This window comes from Streptomyces sp. SCL15-4 (assembly GCF_033366695.1).
GTDB lineage: Bacteria > Actinomycetota > Actinomycetes > Streptomycetales > Streptomycetaceae > Streptomyces.
On sequence record NZ_JAOBTQ010000001.1, the window covers coordinates 5,107,137 to 5,126,666 of the forward strand.

At 74.9% G+C, this 19,530-nt stretch carries 16 protein-coding genes; 10 read left to right on the plus strand and 6 right to left on the minus strand.

Going from position 1 to position 19,530, the window contains the following annotated elements; translation table 11 throughout:
* Nucleotides 1–122: 122 nt before the first annotated feature.
* On the minus strand, nt 123–878 hold the full coding sequence (locus tag SCK26_RS22910) for a TIGR03089 family protein (RefSeq protein WP_318203197.1): 756 nt from the start codon (nt 876–878) through the stop codon (nt 123–125).
* 110 nt (nt 879–988) lie between these two features.
* Here SCK26_RS22910 and SCK26_RS22915 point away from each other — a divergent pair, with 110 nt between their 5' ends.
* Complete coding sequence (locus SCK26_RS22915; protein WP_412080861.1) at nt 989–2,419, plus strand: peptidoglycan recognition protein; 1,431 nt, start codon at nt 989–991, stop codon at nt 2,417–2,419.
* Between the two features lie 148 nt (nt 2,420–2,567).
* Nucleotides 2,568–3,650, plus strand: coding sequence for an NDP-sugar synthase (locus SCK26_RS22920; RefSeq protein WP_318203199.1), 1,083 nt, complete (start codon nt 2,568–2,570; stop codon nt 3,648–3,650).
* Nucleotides 3,651–3,756: 106 nt separating this feature from the next.
* On the opposite strand, the gene SCK26_RS22925 is transcribed toward SCK26_RS22920, so the two are convergent.
* The 4 genes from SCK26_RS22925 to SCK26_RS22940 all read right to left on the minus strand — a co-directional run bounded on the left by SCK26_RS22925 (nt 3,757) and on the right by SCK26_RS22940 (nt 7,661).
* A complete protein-coding gene (locus tag SCK26_RS22925) occupies nt 3,757–4,767 on the minus strand; it encodes a DNA-3-methyladenine glycosylase 2 family protein (protein ID WP_318203200.1) in 1,011 nt (336 codons plus the stop codon).
* A gap of 68 nt (nt 4,768–4,835) precedes the next feature.
* Nucleotides 4,836–6,176, minus strand: coding sequence for a coenzyme F420-0:L-glutamate ligase (locus SCK26_RS22930; protein WP_318203201.1), 1,341 nt, complete (start codon nt 6,174–6,176; stop codon nt 4,836–4,838).
* Nucleotides 6,173–7,132 (minus strand): 2-phospho-L-lactate transferase, encoded by a 960-nt coding sequence (gene cofD, locus SCK26_RS22935; RefSeq protein WP_318203202.1) that lies wholly within the window; start codon nt 7,130–7,132, stop codon nt 6,173–6,175. Before cofD ends, SCK26_RS22930 begins: the two co-directional genes overlap by 4 nt.
* A gap of 34 nt (nt 7,133–7,166) precedes the next feature.
* Nucleotides 7,167–7,661: a cysteine dioxygenase family protein gene (locus SCK26_RS22940; protein WP_318203203.1), complete on the minus strand. Its 495-nt coding sequence runs from the start codon at nt 7,659–7,661 to the stop codon at nt 7,167–7,169.
* A 674-nt stretch (nt 7,662–8,335) separates the two neighbouring features.
* Here SCK26_RS22940 and SCK26_RS22945 point away from each other — a divergent pair.
* The 3 genes from SCK26_RS22945 (at nt 8,336) to SCK26_RS22955 (ending at nt 14,075) form a co-directional block, all read left to right on the plus strand.
* Complete coding sequence (locus SCK26_RS22945) at nt 8,336–8,599, plus strand: WhiB family transcriptional regulator (RefSeq protein ID WP_003975777.1); 264 nt, start codon at nt 8,336–8,338, stop codon at nt 8,597–8,599.
* 203 nt (nt 8,600–8,802) lie between these two features.
* Nucleotides 8,803–12,531, plus strand: a complete 3,729-nt coding sequence (locus SCK26_RS22950; RefSeq protein WP_318203204.1) for a glycosyltransferase family 2 protein — start codon at nt 8,803–8,805, stop codon at nt 12,529–12,531.
* Entirely contained in the window at nt 12,528–14,075 is a 1,548-nt protein-coding gene (locus SCK26_RS22955; RefSeq protein ID WP_318203205.1) for a DUF5719 family protein, read from the plus strand. Before SCK26_RS22950 ends, SCK26_RS22955 begins: the two co-directional genes overlap by 4 nt.
* A 50-nt stretch (nt 14,076–14,125) precedes the next feature.
* Here the strand turns inward: SCK26_RS22955 and SCK26_RS22960 are convergent, their stop codons facing one another.
* Nucleotides 14,126–14,512 (minus strand): metallopeptidase family protein, encoded by a 387-nt coding sequence (locus SCK26_RS22960; RefSeq protein WP_318203206.1) that lies wholly within the window; start codon nt 14,510–14,512, stop codon nt 14,126–14,128.
* A gap of 349 nt (nt 14,513–14,861) precedes the next feature.
* Here SCK26_RS22960 and SCK26_RS22965 point away from each other — a divergent pair, with 349 nt between their 5' ends.
* The 5 genes from SCK26_RS22965 (at nt 14,862) to manA (ending at nt 19,509) form a co-directional block, all read left to right on the plus strand.
* Nucleotides 14,862–15,287, plus strand: coding sequence for a DUF3499 domain-containing protein (locus SCK26_RS22965; RefSeq protein ID WP_318203207.1), 426 nt, complete (start codon nt 14,862–14,864; stop codon nt 15,285–15,287).
* A gap of 102 nt (nt 15,288–15,389) precedes the next feature.
* The gene (locus tag SCK26_RS22970; protein ID WP_318203208.1) at nt 15,390–16,754 is read left to right on the plus strand and encodes a phosphomannomutase/phosphoglucomutase; all 1,365 of its coding nucleotides are present in this window, start codon (nt 15,390–15,392) and stop codon (nt 16,752–16,754) included.
* A 71-nt stretch (nt 16,755–16,825) separates the two neighbouring features.
* Nucleotides 16,826–16,996, plus strand: a complete 171-nt coding sequence (locus SCK26_RS22975) for a Trm112 family protein (RefSeq protein ID WP_318203209.1) — start codon at nt 16,826–16,828, stop codon at nt 16,994–16,996.
* Between the two features lie 97 nt (nt 16,997–17,093).
* Nucleotides 17,094–18,221 (plus strand): SIS domain-containing protein, encoded by a 1,128-nt coding sequence (locus tag SCK26_RS22980; protein ID WP_318203210.1) that lies wholly within the window; start codon nt 17,094–17,096, stop codon nt 18,219–18,221.
* Nucleotides 18,222–18,357: 136 nt separating this feature from the next.
* Entirely contained in the window at nt 18,358–19,509 is a 1,152-nt protein-coding gene (gene manA, locus SCK26_RS22985) for a mannose-6-phosphate isomerase, class I (RefSeq protein ID WP_318203211.1), read from the plus strand.
* The last annotated feature ends 21 nt before the right edge of the window (nt 19,510–19,530 follow it).

Below are 19,530 nucleotides of genomic sequence, written 5' to 3' on the forward strand. Positions count from 1 at the left end.
GGGGGGGGCCGCCTCGGGCCGAGGCGTGCCGTCCCGACCGGTGCGTGGGCGTCCGTGTCGTCCGTGTCGCGGCGGACGTACGGGGCGGGGCCGCGCGGAGAGGTGCGGCTCGCCGGGCCGGCTCAGCGGCGGAGCGTGGTCACCCGCTCGCTCTCGACGCGCTTGGCGAGGGCCTCCTCGTCCAGCCGGTCCAGGTTCCGGCACAGCACCACGGACCCGCCGACCGCCAGCGGCGAGTACAGCCCCGCGCTCAGCCCCTCCCAGGTGTCGTACGGCAGTCCCGACAGCAGCCGGGAACCGGGTCCGGTCAGCTCCAGCGAGGGCGCCTCGGCCGCGGCCCGCTCGACCACCTCCGCTCCGCCGAACTCCCGCCCGGCGACGACGAGCGCCGGCTCCCGCGGGTCCACCGGCGCGAACGGGGCGAACCGGTCGCCCTGGCCCGGCGCCTCCACGGCGTAGTCGAGGAACCCCTCGGGCGGCTGCGGGAACCGCCCGCCCAGGGGCCGCAGCGCCAGTGCCACCCGCTCGCCCCGGCAGGCCCGCGCGGCCTCCAGCGTGTCGGGTCCGCTCACCACGACGTCGGCCGCCGCCGGGTCCCCGGCGACGTCCGCGACCACGCCCACCGAGGAACAGGCCAGCAGCCACACCGCCGTCTGCCAGTGCGCGGGCAGCAGCAGCGCGACACGGTCGCCGGGCGCCGCGGCCAGGTCGCCCTGGAGGAGGTTGGCGGTCTTGGCCACCCAATTGGCGAAGGTGGCCACGGACAGTTCGACACGTTCGCCCGTGGCGTCGTCGTAGAAGGTCACCAGCGGGCGGCCGGGGTCCGCGGCGAGCGCGGAAGTCAGCAGGTCGGCGGGGGTGCGATCGGTGGCGTTCACGCGGGACAGGGTACGCGCGGCCGGGCACGCGCAGGGAGGAACGAGCCACCGGTTCGGCGGAACACCGTCCGACGGTCCGTCAGTTGTCCTATGGACAGCTTTACATGGTTATGTCCAAGATCAGACGTATGCGTGGATTCCTCACTACCTCTTCCGGCGTCTCCCCGCTCGTCGTCCGCTCGGTCGGCACCGCCTGCGCGGCCGTCCTCGCCCTCGCCCCGCCCGCCGTCGCCTCCGCGCCCGCCGTGGCCGGGGGCGGCCGCGCCGGGGAGGCGGTCGCGGGCAGCACGCGCTCGCTGCCGCTCGTCCCGCTCGGCCGTGAACGCGTCCTCGGCGCGGCCCCGGAGCAGGGGCTGCGCCGCACCGGCCTTGCCCGGTTCGCGCTGGTCGGCGTGGTCTGGGACGACGCCGGCAGCGAGCTGCGCGGCCGGGTGCGGGTGCGTACCCGGTCCGCCCTGACGGGAGAGTGGACCGGCTGGCAGGACGTCGAGACGCACACCGCCGGCCACGGCGCCGACCCGGGCACGGCGGAACGCGCCGCCCGTGGCGTGCGCGGGGCGACCGCGCCGCTGTGGGTGGGCCCCTCGGACGGCGTGGACGTACGGGTGCGGGCCGACGGACCGGACGGCGACGGGCCCGCGCGGAACGTGCGCGGGGCGCTGCCGCCGGGACTGCGCCTGGAACTGGTCGATCCCGGCGAGGACACGGGCGGGCCGGGGCGGGCGGGGACGGCCGGGGAAGCCGGGGAGGCGCCGGCCGTGGGAGTGGCCGCCGGCGAACCGCCGTCCACCGAACTGGACACGGAGGCCGCGATCGCCGCCTCGGGTGCCAACGCCGACATCGCCGCCTTCGGCACCACCGAGATCCCGGAACTCGACGGACCGGCCACCGTGGCGGAGCTGACGAAGCTTCAGGGGCCGGTGCGGGGCAAGCCGTACATCGGGCCGCGTCCGAAAATCGTCACGCGCCGGGGCTGGGGCGCCGACGAGTCGCTGCGCGAACGCGGGTTCGTCTACACGAAGAGGATCAAGGCGGCCTTCGTGCACCACACGGCGTCGGGCAACAAGTACACCTGCGCCCAGGCCCCTTCCGTCATCCGCGGCATCTACCGCTACCACGTCAAGAGCATGGGCTGGCGGGACATCGGCTACAACTTCCTGGTCGACAAGTGCGGCACGCTCTACGAGGGCCGGGCCGGAGGCGTGGCCAAGGCGGTGCTCGGTGCGCACACGCTCGGGTTCAACACCGACAGCATGGGCGTCGCCGTGCTCGGCACCTACGGCACGACCCGGCCGCCGGGCGCCGCGGTCACGGCCGTAGCCCGGCTCGCCGCGTGGAAGCTCGGGCTCTACGGCGCCGACCCGAGGGCGAAGACCTCCCTGACGTCGGGCGGCGGCGACCTCTATCCCAAGGGAAAGAACGTCCGGCTGAACGTGCTGTCCGGCCATCGCGACGGGGTCGCCACCGAGTGCCCCGGAAGGCTGCTGTACGCCAAGCTCGGCACGGCCCGCGCCGACGCGGCGCGCTACCAGGGGCGCTGAGGCCCGGCGGACGGGGGAACCCGCGCGCCGATCTTGTGGGACACCGCGCGGCCGGCGCGGGCGCCACCGGCCGGTCTGCATACACTGACCGGCCGAAACGAGTGAGACGAGTAGTTCGGGCGGTCCCGGCAGGAAGCAGAGACGACAGGTGACAGAAGCGATCCTCCTGGTCGGCGGCAAGGGCACCCGGCTGCGCCCGCTCACGGTGCACACGCCCAAGCCGATGGTCCCGGCCGCCGGGGTGCCGTTCCTCACCCACCAGCTGGCGCGGGCGCGGGCGGCGGGCGTGGAGCACATCGTCCTCGCGACCAGCTATCTGGCCGAGGTCTTCGAGCCGTACTTCGGCGACGGCTCCGCGCTGGGCCTGCACATCGAGTACGTCACCGAGGAGGAGCCCCTCGGCACCGGCGGCGCGATCCGCAACGTCGCCGGACGGCTGCGCTGCGGCCCCGACGACCCGGTGCTCGTCTTCAACGGCGACATCCTGACGGGCCTGGACATCAGGGCGCTGGTGGACACCCACGAGACGACGGGCGCGGACGTCTCGCTGCACCTGACCCGGGTGACCGACCCGAGGGCCTACGGCCTGGTCCCCACCGACTCCTCCGGCCGGGTGCTGGCCTTCCTGGAGAAGCCGCAGACGCCGGAGGAGATCGTCACCGACCAGATCAACGCGGGGGCGTACGTCTTCAGGCGGTCGGTCATCGACACGATCCCGGCGGGCCGGCCGGTCTCCGTGGAACGCGAGACCTTCCCGGACCTGCTGTCGGCCGGGGCGCATCTCCAGGGCATGGTCGACTCCACGTACTGGCTGGACCTCGGCACCCCGGCCGCGTTCGTGCGCGGCTCGGCCGACCTCGTACTCGGCCGCGCGCCCTCCCCGGCGGTGCCCGGGCGCCGCGGCGACCGTCTCGTCCTGCCCACGGCCACGGTGGCGCCGGACGCCAAGGTGACCGGCGGCACGGTGGTGGGCGAGGGGGCGTTCGTCGCCCAGGGGGCGCGGGTCTTCGGCTCCGCCATCCTTCCCGGCGCCGTCATCGGGCCCGGCGCGGTCGTCACCGACTCCCTCATCGGCAGCCGCGCCCGCGTCGGCGAACGCTCCGTCCTCACCGGTACGGTCATCGGCGACGGCGCGGTCGTGGGCGCCGACAACGAACTCCGCGAGGGCGTACGGGTGTGGTGCGACGCCCGCATCCCGGCGGGGGCGCTCCGCTTCTCCTCCGACCAGTAGCCCGGCTCCGGCGCGCAGGAGCCCACCGGCTCGGCGCGCCACCCGTCGGCGCTCCGGCCCCGGACCTCCGTCGAGGAGCGCGCGCCGGCCGGCGCCTGCCGCGACATCACAGCGACCCGATGTCCACCCGGGGCATCTTCGGCTTGCGCCGGGCCGGGACGCGGCCGCTCAGCAGGATCAGCCGGGCCGCTCGATGCCGCTGCCCGGCGTACGGCCGGAGCAGGCGCAGCATCTCCGCGTCGTCGGCCTCCCGGTCACCCGCCAGCGCCCATCCCACGATCCCCGGCAGATGCAGATCCCCGACGGTCACCTCGTCCGCCGCCCCATGACTGCGCTGCACCACCTCCGCGGAGGTCCACGGCCCCACCCCCGGCACCACCTCCAGCCGCGCCCGGGCCTCGGCCGCCGGCATCCCCGCCGCCTGCTCCAGCCGCGCGGCGACCCGTACGGCCCGCAGGATCGTGGACGCCCGCTTGTCGTCCACCCCGGCCCGGTGCCACTCCCAGGAGGGAATCAGCGCCCACGTCCGCGCCGCCGGCATGACGGACATCGGCCGTTCGCCCACTCCCGCCGGCCCCGGCGCCGGCTCCCCGAACCGCCGTACCAGCAGCCGCCACGCCCGGTACGCCTCGTCGGTGGTGACCTTCTGTTCCAGCACCGACGGGATCAGCGACTCCAGCACCAGCCCGGTTTGGACCAGCCGGAGCCCCGGCCGCCGGTGCCGGGCCAGCGCCACCACCCGGTGCCGGGGCACGAACGCGCCGGGATCGTCGTCGGCGCCGAGCAGCCGGGGCAGCCACTCCAGCAGCCACTGCGCCCCCGGCCCCCACGCCTCGCCGACCACCTCGCCGCCGCAGCCGCGCACGCGCACCGTGCCCGGCCCGGCGGGCGTACGGCAGGCCCGCCACACGGACCCGTCCGCGGCGGCCCGGAACGTCGGGTCGGCCGGCCCGCGCCGCAGCGGCCCGAGGGTCAGCCCGAGGTCCAGCGGACCGTCCGGCACCCACCGCCGGACCCGCGCGGGCGCGGTCGCCTGCCGGGGGACCGCGGCGGGCACGGCGGCCTGCCCGCCGCGCACGGTCGTACGCGCGGGCCGCTGGGGAAAGCGTCCTGCCATGAGGGAGTCCTGGAGAGGCCGGCCGGGATGTTCCGGAAGAGTCGATTCCGCTTTACGAGGGTAGGCGCTCAGCGCACCTCCACGAACGCCTCCGCGTCGCGCACCGGCCGCGGCCTCGGGTCCTCGGCCGGACGGCCGACCGCCACCGCGCCCATCGGGTCCCAGTCCGCCGGCAGCCCCAGCACCTCGCGCACCACGTCCCGGCAGAACATCGTGGACGACACCCACGCCGAGCCCAGCTGCTCCCCGGCCAGCGCGACCAGCAGGTTCTGCACGCCCGCGCCCATCGCGACCACGAACATCTCCCGCTCGGCAGCGTCCCGCCGGGCGTCCCCGTAGGTGTGCGAGCCGTCCATGACCAGGCACGGCACGATCAGGTACGGCGCGTGGCGCAGCACATCACCGCGCCGGATCCGCTTCGCGACGGACTCCTCGCTCTTGCCGTCCCGGCGCAGGTCGGCGATCCAGGCGTCCCGCATCGCGTCGAGCAGCCGGACCCGCGACTCCTCCGACTCCAGCAGCACGAACCGCCAGGGCGTGGTGTGGTGCGGGGCGGGCGCGGTGACCGCCGCGGCCACCGCGCGGCGGACGGCGCCTCCATCCACGGGGGCGTCGGTGAACGCCCGCACGGTGCGCCGCTGGGTGACGGCCTCCCGGACCGCCTCGGAGGTGCCGAGCCGGAACATGTCGTCCCTCGCGCCGCGCACCAGCGCCCGCGCGCCCTCGTCCGCCGCACCGGCGGTCCCGGGCTCCACGACGTGGGGCAGCCCGCGTACGACGGCCACGGGGCGGCCCGCCGCCTTGCCCTTGACCAGGTCGCCGGCGGCGGCCAGCTCGTCCGCCGTGGCGACGACGGTCGCGCTCAGCGGATTGCCGTACGCGTCCGTGCCCCCGCGCAGATCGTCCAGCACGCGCACCCCGGCGGCGCCGATCGCCACGTCCGTGAGCCCCGAGCGCCAAGGCCGCCCGAACGTGTCGGTGACGAGCACCCCGACGTTGACGCCGAGGGCCTCGCGCAGCCCGGCCCGGATGGCGCGCGCGGAGGCGTCCGGGTCCTCGGGCAGCAGCAGTACGGTCCCGGCGGGGGTGTTGGAGGCGTCGACTCCGGCGGCGGCCATCACCAGGCCCTGCCGGTTCTCCACGATGCGCAGCGTGCCGCGCCGGGCCACCACCCGGACCGTCTCGGCGTCAATCGCCGCCTCCCGGTCGGCGGCCCGCACGATCCGGCCCTCCGCCTTGGAGACGATCTTGGAGGTGACGAGCACGACATCACCGTCGGCGAGGTCCGGACCGGCCGAGGCGATCAGCTTGGCGATGTCGTCGCCGGGCCGCACCTCGGGGATGCCGGACAGGGCCCAGACGCGGAATTCCGGCCGCTCGTCCGCGGCGGCGGACGCCGTCGCGCTCACGCCGTCCGCACCTCCTCGGCCAGCGCCAGCGCCTCCCGCGCCATCTGCGCGGCGGCCTCGACGTCGGTCATCATCAGCGGCACGGCCCGGCAGCGGATGCCGTCCGCCTCGACCCGCTCCACCGCGCCCGCGTCCACGCTGTCGACCAGCCAGCCGTCCAGCAGTCCGGAGCCGTAGTGCTCGGCGACCGCGGCGGCCGTGGCCTCCACGCCGACCGCGGCGAGCACCTTGTCGGCCATCCCGCGCACCGGCGCGTCGCCGACGATGGGGGAGAGGCCGACCACGGGCACGCCGGCGTCCGCGATGGCCTCGCGGATGCCGGGCACGGCGAGGATCGTGCCGATGGACACCACCGGGTTGGACGGCGGGAAGAGGATCACGTCCGCCTGGGCGATGGCCTCCAGGACGCCCGGGGCCGGCTTGGCCTGCTCGGCGCCGACCGGGACGACCGCCTGGGCCGGGACGGAGGCGCGCAGCTTCACCCAGTACTCCTGGAAGTGGACCGCCTTGCGCTCGCCGTCCAGCTCGACGGCCACATGCGTCTCCACGCGGTCGTCGGTCATCGGGATCAGCTTCACGCCCGGCTGCCAGCGGTCGCACAGCGCCTCGGTGACCGCGCTGAGCGGGTAACCGGCGCCGAGCATCTGCGTCCGCACGATGTGTGTGGCGAAGTCCCGGTCGCCGAGCCCGAACCACTCCGGCCCGACGCCGTAGGCCGCCAGTTCCTCCTTGACGCGGAAGCTCTCGTCGGTCCGCCCCCAGCCCTGTTCCTCGTTGATGCCGCCGCCCAGCGTGTACATCACCGTGTCCAGGTCCGGGCAGACCTTCAGACCGAAGAGATGGATGTCGTCGCCGGTGTTGCCGATGACCGTGATGTCCGCGTCCGGCGCGGCCCGCTTCAGACCACGCAGGAAACGGGCACCGCCGATGCCGCCTGCCAGAACCACAATGCGCATGGGAGCAAGTCTTGCAGGCGGATACGACAACGCGTCAGGCGGTCACCGTGCGCGCCGCGCAGTTCGGGGAGGCGTGCATGGGCATCTCGGTCAGGCCCGGGTGGTACACGTGCAGACTGACCGCCGGCTCCAGCGCGTCGTTGACGACCTCGTGGACGTAGCCCGGCGCGAACACCCTCTGGCCACCCGCCGCAAGCGCGCGCGTGCCGCGCACGGTGTGCTCCGTGAGCGTGCCCTCCAGAACGGTGAGCACCCCCGAGGAGCGGCCGTGGTCGTGCCGTCCGCTGCCCTGTCCGGGCAGCCAGGACAGCAGCCAGACCTCGTAGCCGGGACCGGTGCGCAGCCGGTGGTACCAGCGGGTGGTGGCGTCGAAGCGGACCAGGTGCGCCCACTGGTCCCGGTCGGCGGCGATCGAGCGGGCGAGTCCGGCGAACTCGGCGACGGTGGCCGGGTGTTCGCGTGGCGGCTGGAGCAGGTGCGGGACTTCGAGGATGTCGCCGGCGATCTGGAGGTCGTTGTCGCTGTTCATGGGGGTGCGGTGGTCCTCGGCGGAAGAAGGGGGGCCGGAGCTGGGGTGACGCGTCGGTCCGCCCGGGTCGCGGGCGGGCGGGATGTCCCGGATGAGGGGATCGGAAGAGGCGGAACGCGGCCGAGCCGGGATGGACTCGGAAACAGCCGGAGCGGGCTTGGCTCAACAGCTGGGACAGCAGCAACAGCTACAGCGCGCGCGGGCGGCACCGAGGGACCCGCGGGTGCGGGTCGAGGTGGGTGCCAAGTTCGCGAGCATGCCCACTAGGACATCGGTTCACACGCGCAGTGTCAACTGGACGCCCGTTATGTGGGACATGTTTCACCTCATCCGGTTTATTTCGCAGGCGAAAGGTTTGCTCATCGGGGTCGCGGGACACATGGGGCACATCCGAGCGCTCGAGCCTCGCGGAACGGCATCGAACACGGAGGCGTCCTTCTCCGTACAGAGGACCTGTGCGGAGAAGGACGCCTCCGTGGGTCCGGCTGCGTGTCAAGGTTTATGGCGATTTGAACACTTTCCGCATGGCCTTGGTTCCGCAGAGTGAATAACGGGCCCAATAGCAGATCTCGGCTTGACTCGCCCGGAGCAGCACACTTGTAATTTCACTCGTGTCGTTCAGCCGAAATCGGTAACGGCTACGCACGGGGACGCGAGACAGACGAGGGGCGCATATGACCGAGCTGGTGCAGCAACTGCTGGTCGACGACGCGGACGAGGAACTCGGCTGGCAGGAGCGCGCACTCTGCGCCCAGACCGACCCCGAGTCCTTCTTCCCGGAGAAGGGCGGCTCCACCAGAGAGGCCAAGAAGGTCTGCCTCGCCTGCGAGGTCCGCTCCGAATGCCTCGAATACGCCCTCGCCAACGACGAGCGCTTCGGCATCTGGGGCGGCCTGTCCGAACGTGAGCGCCGCCGGCTGAAGAAGGCCGCCGTGTGACCGTACGCGCGACCCCCGAGGGACCGGACGCGCGAGCGCGAAGGGCACGAACGGCCTGTCGCACGTGGGTTGTCCACAGGCGGCGGGCCGCCGTCGTGCCCAGCCGATAGTGTGGGCGCTCGTCCGAGACGCCCCGCTGTCCCTCGGCCCACGAGAGAACACGGGCGTCCACCGCAGTCCATCGAACCGGGGCCCGTACCTCGATGTCCGTGCACAGCCATGCGGCAGCCCAACACCGCGCCGCCCCCACCGGGTCCGACCCGTCCCGCCCGGCGGAGTTCGACCCGTCCCGCCCGGCGCAGCCCGACCCGTCCCGCCCGGCGCAGCCCGACCCGTCCCGCCCACCCGAGTTCCCGCGCCATGTGGTGACCGCGGTCCTCGTCGCCCACGACGGCGCCCGCTGGCTGCCCGACGCGCTCGCCGGGCTGCTCGGCCAGGAGCGTCCCGTCCAGTGCGCGGTGGCCGCCGACACCGGCAGCGCGGACGACTCCGCCCGGCTGCTCACCGACGCCCTCGGCGAGGCCGGCGTGCTGCACCTGGCCCGCCGCACCGGCTTCGGACAGGCCGTGGAGGAGGCGAGCCGCACCGCGCCCGTCCTCACCCCCGAGGACCTCCCGTACCTCAAGCGCCCCAGCGGCTGGGACCCCGTCACCCGCACCTGGCGCGACGACGCGTACGACCTGCCGGAACTGCCGCACGGCGAACCCGTCCAGTGGCTGTGGCTGCTGCACGACGACTGCGCCCCCGAACCCGACGCCCTGGCCCAGCTGCTGCGGGTCGTCGACAACGAACTCGAACTCGGCCGGGACGACGTCGCGGTCGTCGGCCCCAAGCTGCGCGGCTGGTACGACCGCCGCCAACTGCTGGAGGTCGGCGTCTCCATCGCCAACTCCGGCCGCCGCTGGACCGGTCTGGACCGCCGCGAACAGGACCAGGGCCAGCACGACCACGTCCGCGACGTGCTGTCCGTGTCCACCGCCGGCATGCTCGTCCGCCGCGACGTCTTCGAACAGCTCGGCGGCTTCGACCGCCGGCTGCCCCTCATGCGCGACGACGTCGACCTGTGCTGGCGCGCCCACACCGCCGGCCACCGCGTCCTGATCGCCCCCGACGCCGTCGTCCGGCACGCCGAGGCCGCCTCCCGCGAGCGCCGCGCCGTCGACTGCGCCGGCCGCGCCACCGCCTCCCCGCACAAGGTCGACAAGGCCGGCGCCGTCTACACCCTGCTCGTCAACGCCCGTACGGCCGCGCTGCCCTGGGTGCTGTTCCGACTCGTCCTCGGCACCGTCCTGCGCACCCTCGCCTACCTCGTCGGCAAGGTCCCCGGCCAGGCCCTCGACGAGATCCGCGGCCTGCTGAGCACCCTGCTGCGTCCCGAGCGGATCATCGCCGCCCGGCGCCGCCGCGGCCCTTCCCGCATCGACAAGGGCGAACTGCGCCGGCTGTTCCCGCCGCCCGGTGCCACCGTCCGGGCCACCGTGGAGCAGCTCGCCGGCAACCTCACCGGCGGCTCCGACACCGACACCTCCTCGGCCGGCCGGCACGGCGCCGTGGAGTCCGGGCCCGGCGGCGACGACGCCGACTTCCTGGAGGTCGAGCAGTTCGCCCGGCTCAAGCGGATCGCCCGCCGGCCCGCCCCCGTCCTCTTCCTCGCCCTGCTGCTCGTCTCCCTCGCCGCCTGCCGCGCCCTGCTCGGCGGCGGCGCCCTCGCCGGCGGCGCCCTGCTGCCCGTCCCGGCCGGAGCGAGCGACCTGTGGTCGCGCTACCTGGACGCCTGGCACCCGACGGGCACCGGCGGCACTCCGGCCGCACCGCCCTACCTGGCCCTCGTCGCCACCCTCGGCTCACTCCTGTTCGGCTCCACCGGCCTCGCCGTCACCGTGCTGCTGGTCTGCTCGGTGCCGCTCGCCGGATGCACCGCCTACCTCGCCTCCCGGCCCCTGGTCCCCTCCCGGCTGCTGCGCGCCTGGGCCGCCGTCGCCTACGCCTTCCTGCCCGCCACCACCGGCGCCCTGGCCGGCGGCCGTGTCGGCACCGCCGTCCTCGCCGTGCTGCTGCCGCTCATCGCGCGCGCGGGCGTCGCCGCGAGCGGCCTGGCCGGCCGCGCCGGCACCCGCGGCAGCTGGCGCGCCACCTGGGCGTACGCGCTGCTGCTGACCATCGCCACCGCCTTCACGCCGATCGTCTGGCCGCTCGCGCTGCTGCTCGGCCTCGGCGTCCTGGTGCTGCGCCGCCGCGACCTGCTCGGCTACGGACCGCGCCTGCTCGCCCAGCTCGGCACCCCGCTGCTGGTCCTCGCCCCCTGGTCGCTGACCCTGCTCCCCACCGGCTTCTTCCACGAGGCCGGCCTGGCCTACGGCGCCTCGGCCGCCTCGGCGTCCGACCTGCTCGGCGCCGCCCCCGGCGGCCCCGGCACCATGAACGGCCTGCTGCTCATCGGCATCGTCCTCGCCGCGCTCGCCGCCCTGCTGCGCTCCGAACGGCAGCTCGGCATCCGTACCGCCTGGGCCGTCGCCCTGGCCGGCCTCGTCTTCGCGGTGCTGTCCAACCGGTCCGCCTGGGCCGGACCGGCCACCCTCGTCTACGGCATCGCCCTGCTGGCCGCCGCCGTCCTCGGCGCCGACGGCGCCCGCGCGCGCGTGGCCGAGCAGAGCTTCGGCTGGCGCCAGCCCGTCGCCGCCCTGATCGCCCTCGCCTCGGCCGCCGGCCCGCTGCTCGTCGCCGCGGGCTGGATGATCCGCGGCGCCGACGGCCCCCTGGAGCGCCGCGACCCGGCCCAGGTGCCCGCGTTCGTCGCCGAGGACTCCACCGGCGGCGACCAGGCCCGCACCCTGATCCTGGACAGCGCCTCTCCCGCGCGCGTGCGCTACAGCCTGGTCCGCGGCTCCGGCGCCCGCATGGGAGACGCCGAGTTCACCGCCGCCGACGGCGCGAACACCCGCCTGGACCAGACCGTCGCCCACCTGGTGGCCGGCTCCGGCGCCGACCAGGCCACCGAACTCGGCGGCTTCGCCGTGCGCTACGTCCTCGTCCACCAGGGCGCGCCGCGCGAGATCACCCGCGTCCTCGACGCCACTCCCGGCCTGACCCGGCTCAGCCAGCAGAACGGCGGCGCCCTGTGGCGCGTCGACCAGGAGGTCTCCCGCGCGGCCATCGTGCCCGCCGGCGGCTCCGGCAAGGCCCGGCCGGTCACCGCGGGCCCGGTGGAGATCCACACCACCGTGCCCGCCGGTCCCGACGGCCGTGTCCTGCGCCTGGCCGACGGCGCCGCCGACGGCTGGACGGCCACTCTCGACGGCAAGCCGCTCACCCGCACCACGGTCGACGGCTGGGCCCAGGGCTTCCGGCTCCCCGCACAGGGCGGCCGGCTCGACGTCACCTACGACACCCCGCTCGGCCACACCGCCTGGCTGTGGGCGCAGGGCCTGCTCGCCGTCGTCCTGGTCGTCCTCGCCCTGCCCGGCCGCCGCCGCGACGTCGACGACGACCTGCCCGAGGAGCAGCCGCCGCCCGCCCAGGCCACCGCCGGCGAGGGCCGCCGCGCCCGCCGCCTGCGCGCCCAGGCCGAGGAACCGCCCGCCGCCGACCAGCCCGGCACCCCGCCGCCCCCGGCCGCCGTACCCCCGCAGCAGCCGTACGAGGAGTACGACCCGGCGGCGTACGCGAACACCGGATACGCCGGCTACGGCACGGACCCGTACCCGGCCGCGACCGGCTACGACCAGCAGCCGTACCCGCAGCCCGACCCCTACCGGACGGCCCCCTACGACCCGTACGGCTACGGCGGCACCGAGGACCAGCCGTCCTACGACCCGACGGCCTACCGCCACCAGGGCTACGACCCGGCGTACGACCCCGCCCCGCAGGGCTACGACCCGTCCCAGCACCCCCACGGCACCGGCAGCCAGCGTCCCGACGGGAGCCAGCAGTGAACCGCACCACCCTGTCCCTGATCGCCGGCACGGCCGCGCTGGCCGCCGTCACCGCGTTCGCCGCGGTCGACTCGCCGTCCGCGTCCGGCGCCGCCGCGGCCGGGACCGCCGCCCGGCTGCCCGTGGAGCGCACCAGCCTGGTGTGCCCGGCGCCCAGCACCTCGGACCTCGCCGAGACGACGTACACCTCGTTCACGCCCGTCACCAAGGGCGCCGCGCGCGGCGGCGCGGCCCGGCTCCGGGCGGCCGGCGAGCAGTCGGCGGACGGCGGCTCAGGCAAGGACGGCAAGGACGGCAAGGGAGACAAGGGAGACACGGGGGAGAAGGGCGGCGGGAAGAAGGCCGGGCAGCCGGTGCTCACGCCGAAGGCGCCGGGCACGCCGGCCACCGGCGACACCTCCGGCGGCGACGCCCCCGCGCTCCTCGGCACCGCGGACGGCGCCTTCGCGCCCGGCTGGACCCTCCAGGAGACCACCGAGGTCGCCGCCGGCACCGGCCGCGGCCTCCTCGGCGTCACCTGCGCCGGCGCGGACACCGAGTTCTGGTTCCCGGGCGCGAGCACGGCCGCCGGCCGCACCGACTACGTCCACCTGACCAACCCCGACGACTCCGCCGCCGTGGTCGACATCGAGCTGTACGGCAAGGACGGCGCGATCAAGGCCCCGCTGGGCGAGAACCTCACCGTCGGCCCGGGAGCGAGCGACGCGGTCCTGCTGCCCACGCTCACCGGGGAACGGCAGACCGACCTGACCGTGCACGTCAGCGTGCGCAGCGGCCGGGTCGGCGCGGCCGTGCGGGCCCTGGACGACAAGGCGGGCGGCGACTGGCTGGCCCCGGCCGCCGACCCGGCCGCCGATCTGGTCCTACCCGGCATCCCGAAGGACGCCACCGACGTCCGCCTGATCGCCTTCACCCCGGGCGACGACGACGCCGACCTGAAGATCCGGCTGGCCTCGCCCGACGGCCTGATCACTCCGGCCGGGCACGAGAGCGCGCACGTCAAGTCCGGCATGACGGCGGCGGTCGACCTCGGCGACGTCACCCGCGGCGAGGCCGGCTCGCTGGTCCTCACCCCGACCGGCCAGGCGGAGGCGGTCCCGGTCGTCGCCGCGCTCCAGGTGGTGCGCGGAAAGGGCGACCAGCGGGAGACGGCGTTCATCCCGGCCACCGCCGCCGTCGGCACGCGCGCGACCTCGGCCGGCAACAGCGCGAAGGGCACGACCCTCGCCCTGGCGGCACCCGAGGGCACGGCCACGGTCAAGGTCACCGCCTCGGCGGGCAGCGAGGGCGGCACCCCCGCGGCCAAGACGTACACGATCAAGTCGGGCACCACGCAGAACGTGGACGCCCCGGTCCCGACGGGCCTGAAGGGCACCTACGCCCTCACCCTGGAACCCGTCTCCGGCGGCCCCCTCTACGCCTCCCGCACCCTCGGCGCCACCACCCGCTCCACCCCCGCCTTCACCATCCAGACCCTCCCGACCGACCACGGCCTGGTATCGGTCCCGGAGACGGAAGAGGACTTGTCGATCCTGCAGAAGTAGCGGGCCGGGGAGGCCGGGCGAGACCCACGGCAGACGCGTGCCGCGCCGTCCTAGTCCTCCCCGTACCGGGGGTCCACGGTCTCCGGAGTCAGCCCCAGCAGCTCCGCCACCTGCTCCACGACCACCTCGTGCACCAGCGCGGCCCGCTCGTCGCGGCCCTTGGTCCGGATCTCCACCGGCCGCCGGTACACGACCACCCGGGCCCGCCGCCCGTCCCGCGCCGGCACGACCCCGCCGAGCGGTACGGCCTCGTCCTCCCACACCGGGCCGTCGCCCCGCCCGTCCAGCCGGGGCACCTCCAGCACGAGGAAGTCGATGTCGGCCAGCTGCGGCCAGCGCCGCTCGAGACGGTCCACGGAGTCCTGCACCAGATCCGCGAACACCTCGGCCCGGCTGGCGGCCAACGGCACCTGCGGCGGCGCGACCGGCCCCCGCATGCCCCGTCCGTGACGATCACGGCGACGGGGCCCGGGGCCGCTGGCACGGGGCGGTACACGGTTGTCCATCACCGGTGAAGCGTAGTCCCCGCACCCTCCGGGCGTCCGGCTCCACACGGCAACCGGCCCCCGCCGCCCCTGTCACAGGATGACCATTCAGGCCAACGTCCGGCTCGTTTCCGTAACTTTCCAAGACCGCCGGACTCAAGGCAATTGACGGTGTTTGTGCCGACTCCTGACCGGACGTTCCTCCCGCGGACCTCCGCCGTGACCCCGTCCACGCAGGTCAACCGGGTCCCTCGAAGGGGTGTGTGGGGCGTTTCACAGCACGACACGGTGGAGTGACCTGGTGGAGAGTCGTCGCGGCCCGCTCAAGAGTGCGGTACCGTCCAACATCGTGAGCCCTGTACGTCGCTGTTCGCGCACCGCCTGCGGCCGACCCGCCGTCGCGACGCTGACGTACGTCTACGCCGACTCGACCGCGGTCCTCGGCCCGCTCGCCACCTACGCCGAACCCCACTGCTACGACCTGTGCGCCGAACACTCCGAGCGCCTCACCGCGCCGCGCGGCTGGGAGGTCGTACGACTCCTCGACGGCTCCGCGCCCGCGCGGCCCAGCGGTGACGACCTGGAAGCCCTCGCCAACGCCGTGCGCGAGGCGGCCCGCCCGCAGCAGCGCGCGGCCGAGGCGGGTGGCGGCGGAGCCCGCGCCGTGGACCCCATGGAGGTCGCCCGCCGCGGCCACCTGAGGGTCCTGCGTTCCCCGGACAACTGACCGGCCGGGCGCGTTCGGGGACCTCCGCCCGGTGTCCGCACGCCTCCCTCCGTCCCCCGACGGGTAGTTTTGTGCACTCACAAGACTTTCAGGAGGTTGGCCGTGACTGCTGATCTGTCACAGATCGTGAAGGCGTACGACGTGCGCGGAGTGGTCCCGGACCAGTGGGACGAGGCACTGGCCCAACTCCTCGGCGCCGCCTTCGCGGACGTGACAGCGGCGGCGGCCGTCGTCGTCGGCCACGACATGCGCCCCTCGTCCCCCGGCCTCTCCCGCGCCTTCGCGCGCGGCGCGGCGGACCGCGGCGCGGACGTCGTGGAGATCGGCTTGTGCTCCACCGACCAGCTGTACTACGCCTCGGGCGCGCTGAACCTCCCGGGCGCCATGTTCACGGCCTCCCACAACCCGGCGCAGTACAACGGCATCAAGATGTGCCGCGCGGGCGCCGCTCCCGTCGGCCAGGACACCGGCCTCGCCCAGATCCGCGAGCTGGTCGAGCACTGGCTCGCCGAAGGCGCCCCGAAGCCCGCCGGCCGGCCCGGAACCCTCTCCCGTCGAGAGACGCTCCAGGAGTACGCGGCGCACCTGCGCTCCCTGGTCGACCTCGCCTCCGTCCGCCCCCTGAAGGTCGTGGTCGACGCCGGCAACGGCATGGGCGGCCACACGGTCCCCACCGTCCTCGCCGGCCTGCCCGTGACCGTCGTCCCGATGTACTTCGAACTGGACGGCACCTTCCCGAACCACGAGGCCAACCCGCTCGACCCGGCCAACCTCGTGGACCTGCGAAAGCGGGTCCCGGCGGAGGGCGCCGACCTCGGCATCGCCTTCGACGGCGACGCCGACCGCTGCTTCGTCGTGGACGAGAACGGCGACCCCGTCTCCCCGTCCGCGATCACCGCGCTGGTCGCCGCCCGCGAACTGGCCCGCAACGGCGGCAAGGGCACCGTCATCCACAATCTGATCACCTCCCGCACGGTCCCGGAGGTCGTGCGGGAGAACGGCGGCACCCCGGCCCGCACCCGGGTCGGCCACTCCTTCATCAAGGCCGAGATGGCCCGTACCGGCGCCATCTTCGGCGGCGAGCACTCGGCGCACTACTACTTCAAGGACTTCTGGAACGCCGACACCGGCATGCTGGCCGCCCTGCACGTCCTCGCGGCCCTCGGCGGCCAGGACGGCCCGCTGTCCGCCCTGGTCGCGCAGTACGACCGCTACCGCGGCTCCGGCGAGATCAACTCCACCGTCGCCGACCAGTCCGCGCGCCTCGCCGCGATCCGCGCCGCGTACGAGGGCCGCGCCGACGTCACCCTCGACGACCTCGACGGCCTCACGGTCGCCGCCGCCGACTGGTGGTTCAACGTCCGCCCCTCCAACACCGAGCCGCTGCTCCGCCTGAACGCCGAGGCGAAGGACGAGGCGACGATGACCAAGATCCGCGACGAGGCCCTGGCGATCATCAGGGGCTGAGCGGTCCGCCCGACGGCGGTACGCTGACCGCGCATATCCACCGACACACACCCGCCCCGAAGGGACACCCCATGGCGCTCGAAGCCGGCCTCCTGGAGATCCTCGCCTGCCCGGCCTGCCACGCCCCCCTGAAGGAACAGGACGCCGAGCTGATCTGCACCGGACCGGACTGCGGCCTCGCCTACCCGGTCCGCGACGGCATCCCCGTCCTGCTGGTCGACGAGGCCCGCCGCCCCGCCTGACGAGGCACGTCACCGCCGGTCCGACCACCGGCCCCGCGTGACGGCGCCCGTCACCTCGTAGCACCCCAGGATCCCCGGCGACCGGAGGCTGCCGCCCATGCTGGACGAATCGCTGCTCGACACCCCGCAGGGCCTCGCCGAGGCCGATCACCGGGGTCTGCTGCGCGGCGCGGCGGAGGCCGGCGCCCGCGTCCGCACCGCCGCCCGGAACGCCGCCGAAGCCGGTATCGGCGGCCTGAAACCCGACGGCCGTCCCCGCGCGGTCCTCATCGCGGGCCCCGGTGCCGCCGCCACCCACACCGCCGACCTGCTCGGCACGCTGGCCGGCCCCGGCAGCCCCGTCGTCCGGCTCGCCCCGGCCGGCGTCGCCCCGGCCGCGGGCGCCCTGCGCTGGGAGCTGCCGGGCTGGGCCGGCTCCGTGGACCTGCTGCTGATCGCCACTCCGGACGGCACCGAACCGAGCCTGTCCCTCCTCGCCGAACAGGCCTACCGCCGCGGCTGCTCGGTCGTCGGCGTCGCCCCGCCCCAGACCCCGCTCGCCGAGGCGATCGCCGGGGCGCACGGCCTGTTCCTGCCGATGGAGACGGCCCCGTACGACCGGGAGGAACCGCTCGCCGCGTCCTCGCCCGGAGTGCTCTGGGCGCTGCTGACCCCGCTGCTGGCGCTCCTGGACCGGGTCGGCCTGATCGACGCCCCGCCCGAGGCCCTGGAGAAGGTCGCCGACCGCCTGGACCACATCGCCGAGCGCTGCGGACCCGCCATCGCCACCTACAGCAACCCGGCCAAGACGCTCGCCGCCGAGCTGGCCGACGCGCTGCCCGTGGTGTGGACGGAGGGCACCTCGGCCGGTCCGGCGGGCCGCCGGTTCGCCGCCGCACTCGCCGAACTCGCCGGCCGCCCGGCCCTGGTCGCCGAACTGCCCGAGGCGCTCGCCGCGCACAGTGCCCTGCTGGCCGGCCCGCTCGCCGCCAGCGCCGACCCGGACGACTTCTTCCGCGACCGCGTGGCGGAGCCGCCCGCGCTGCACGCGCGCGTGGTGCTGCTGCGCGACCGCCCGATCGGCGGCCTCACCGCCGCCCCCGCCGCCCGTGACGTGGCCCTCGACCACGACACGCCGATCAGCGAACTCGAACCGGAGGAGGGCGGCGAACTGGAGACCCTCGCGGAACTGATCGCCGTCACGGATTTCGCCGCCGTTTACCTGGCGCTCGCTTCGGGGGCCTGATCTGGCATCCGGCCCACCGCCCACGCCCACCGACCGCCCGCACACGTCCGCCGGCGGCGCGGGCAGACCCGGCGGCGCCCGGCGCGGGAGCGACGGCGCCGTCCGGGCAGCGCACGTACGGAGACAGAGAAGACACATGGACCGCCTCGACAACACCATCCGCCCCTACGCCTGGGGTTCTGCCACCGCCATCCCGCAGCTGCTGGGCGTCGAACCGACCGGCGAACCCCAGGCGGAGATGTGGATGGGCGCGCACCCCGGCGCCCCGTCGCGCACCCCGCGCGGCACCCTCGCCGAGGTCGTCGAGGCCGACCCGGAGCGGGAACTCGGCGCCGGCGCGGTCGCCAGGTTCGGCCCCCGGCTGCCGTTCCTGCTCAAGATCCTCGCCGCCGGCGCGCCGCTGTCCCTCCAGGTGCACCCGGACCTGGAACAGGCCAGGGAGGGGTACGCGGAGGAGGAGCGGCGTGGTGTCCCGGTCGACGCTCCGCACCGCAACTACAAGGACGCCAACCACAAGCCCGAGCTGATCTGCGCCCTCACCGAGTTCGACGGCCTGTGCGGCTTCCGCGCCCCCGTCGAGGCCGCCGGTCTGCTCGACGGGCTCGGCGTCGACTCCCTCAAGCCGTACGTCGACCTGCTGCACGCCCATCCCGAGGACGCGGCCCTGCGCGAGGTCCTCACCGCGGTCCTCACCGCCGACCCGCGGGAGACGGCCCGGACGGTCGCCGAGGCCACCGCCGCCTGCGTCCGCCTCGGCGACGCCTACGCCCCCTACGCCGACATCGCCCACCACTACCCCGGCGACCCCGGCGTGATCGCGGCCATGCTCCTCAACCACATCCGGCTGCAGCCGGGCGAGGCCCTGTACCTCGGCGCCGGCGTCCCGCACGCCTACCTCGGCGGCCTCGGAGTGGAGATCATGGCCAACTCCGACAACGTCCTGCGCTGCGGTCTGACCCCCAAGCACGTCGACGTCCCCGAGCTGCTGCGGATCGTCCGCTTCGAGCCGAGCGACCCGGGTGTGCTGCGCCCCGAGGCGTCCCCGGACGGCGAGGAGGTCTACGAGACGCCGATCGACGAGTTCCGGCTCTCGCGCTACGTCCTGCCCGAGGCCGGCACCGCCCACGACCTCACCCGCGACACCCCGCAGATCCTGCTCTGCACGGCCGGCACCGTCCGGGCCGGCGAGTACGAGCTGCGTCCCGGCCGGTCGGTCTTCGTCCCGGCCGGAGAGAAGGCGGAGGTCTCGGGCGCGGGCACGGTCTTCCGCGCCACGGTGATCGTATGACCGGAGTGGTGGGTAGACGGT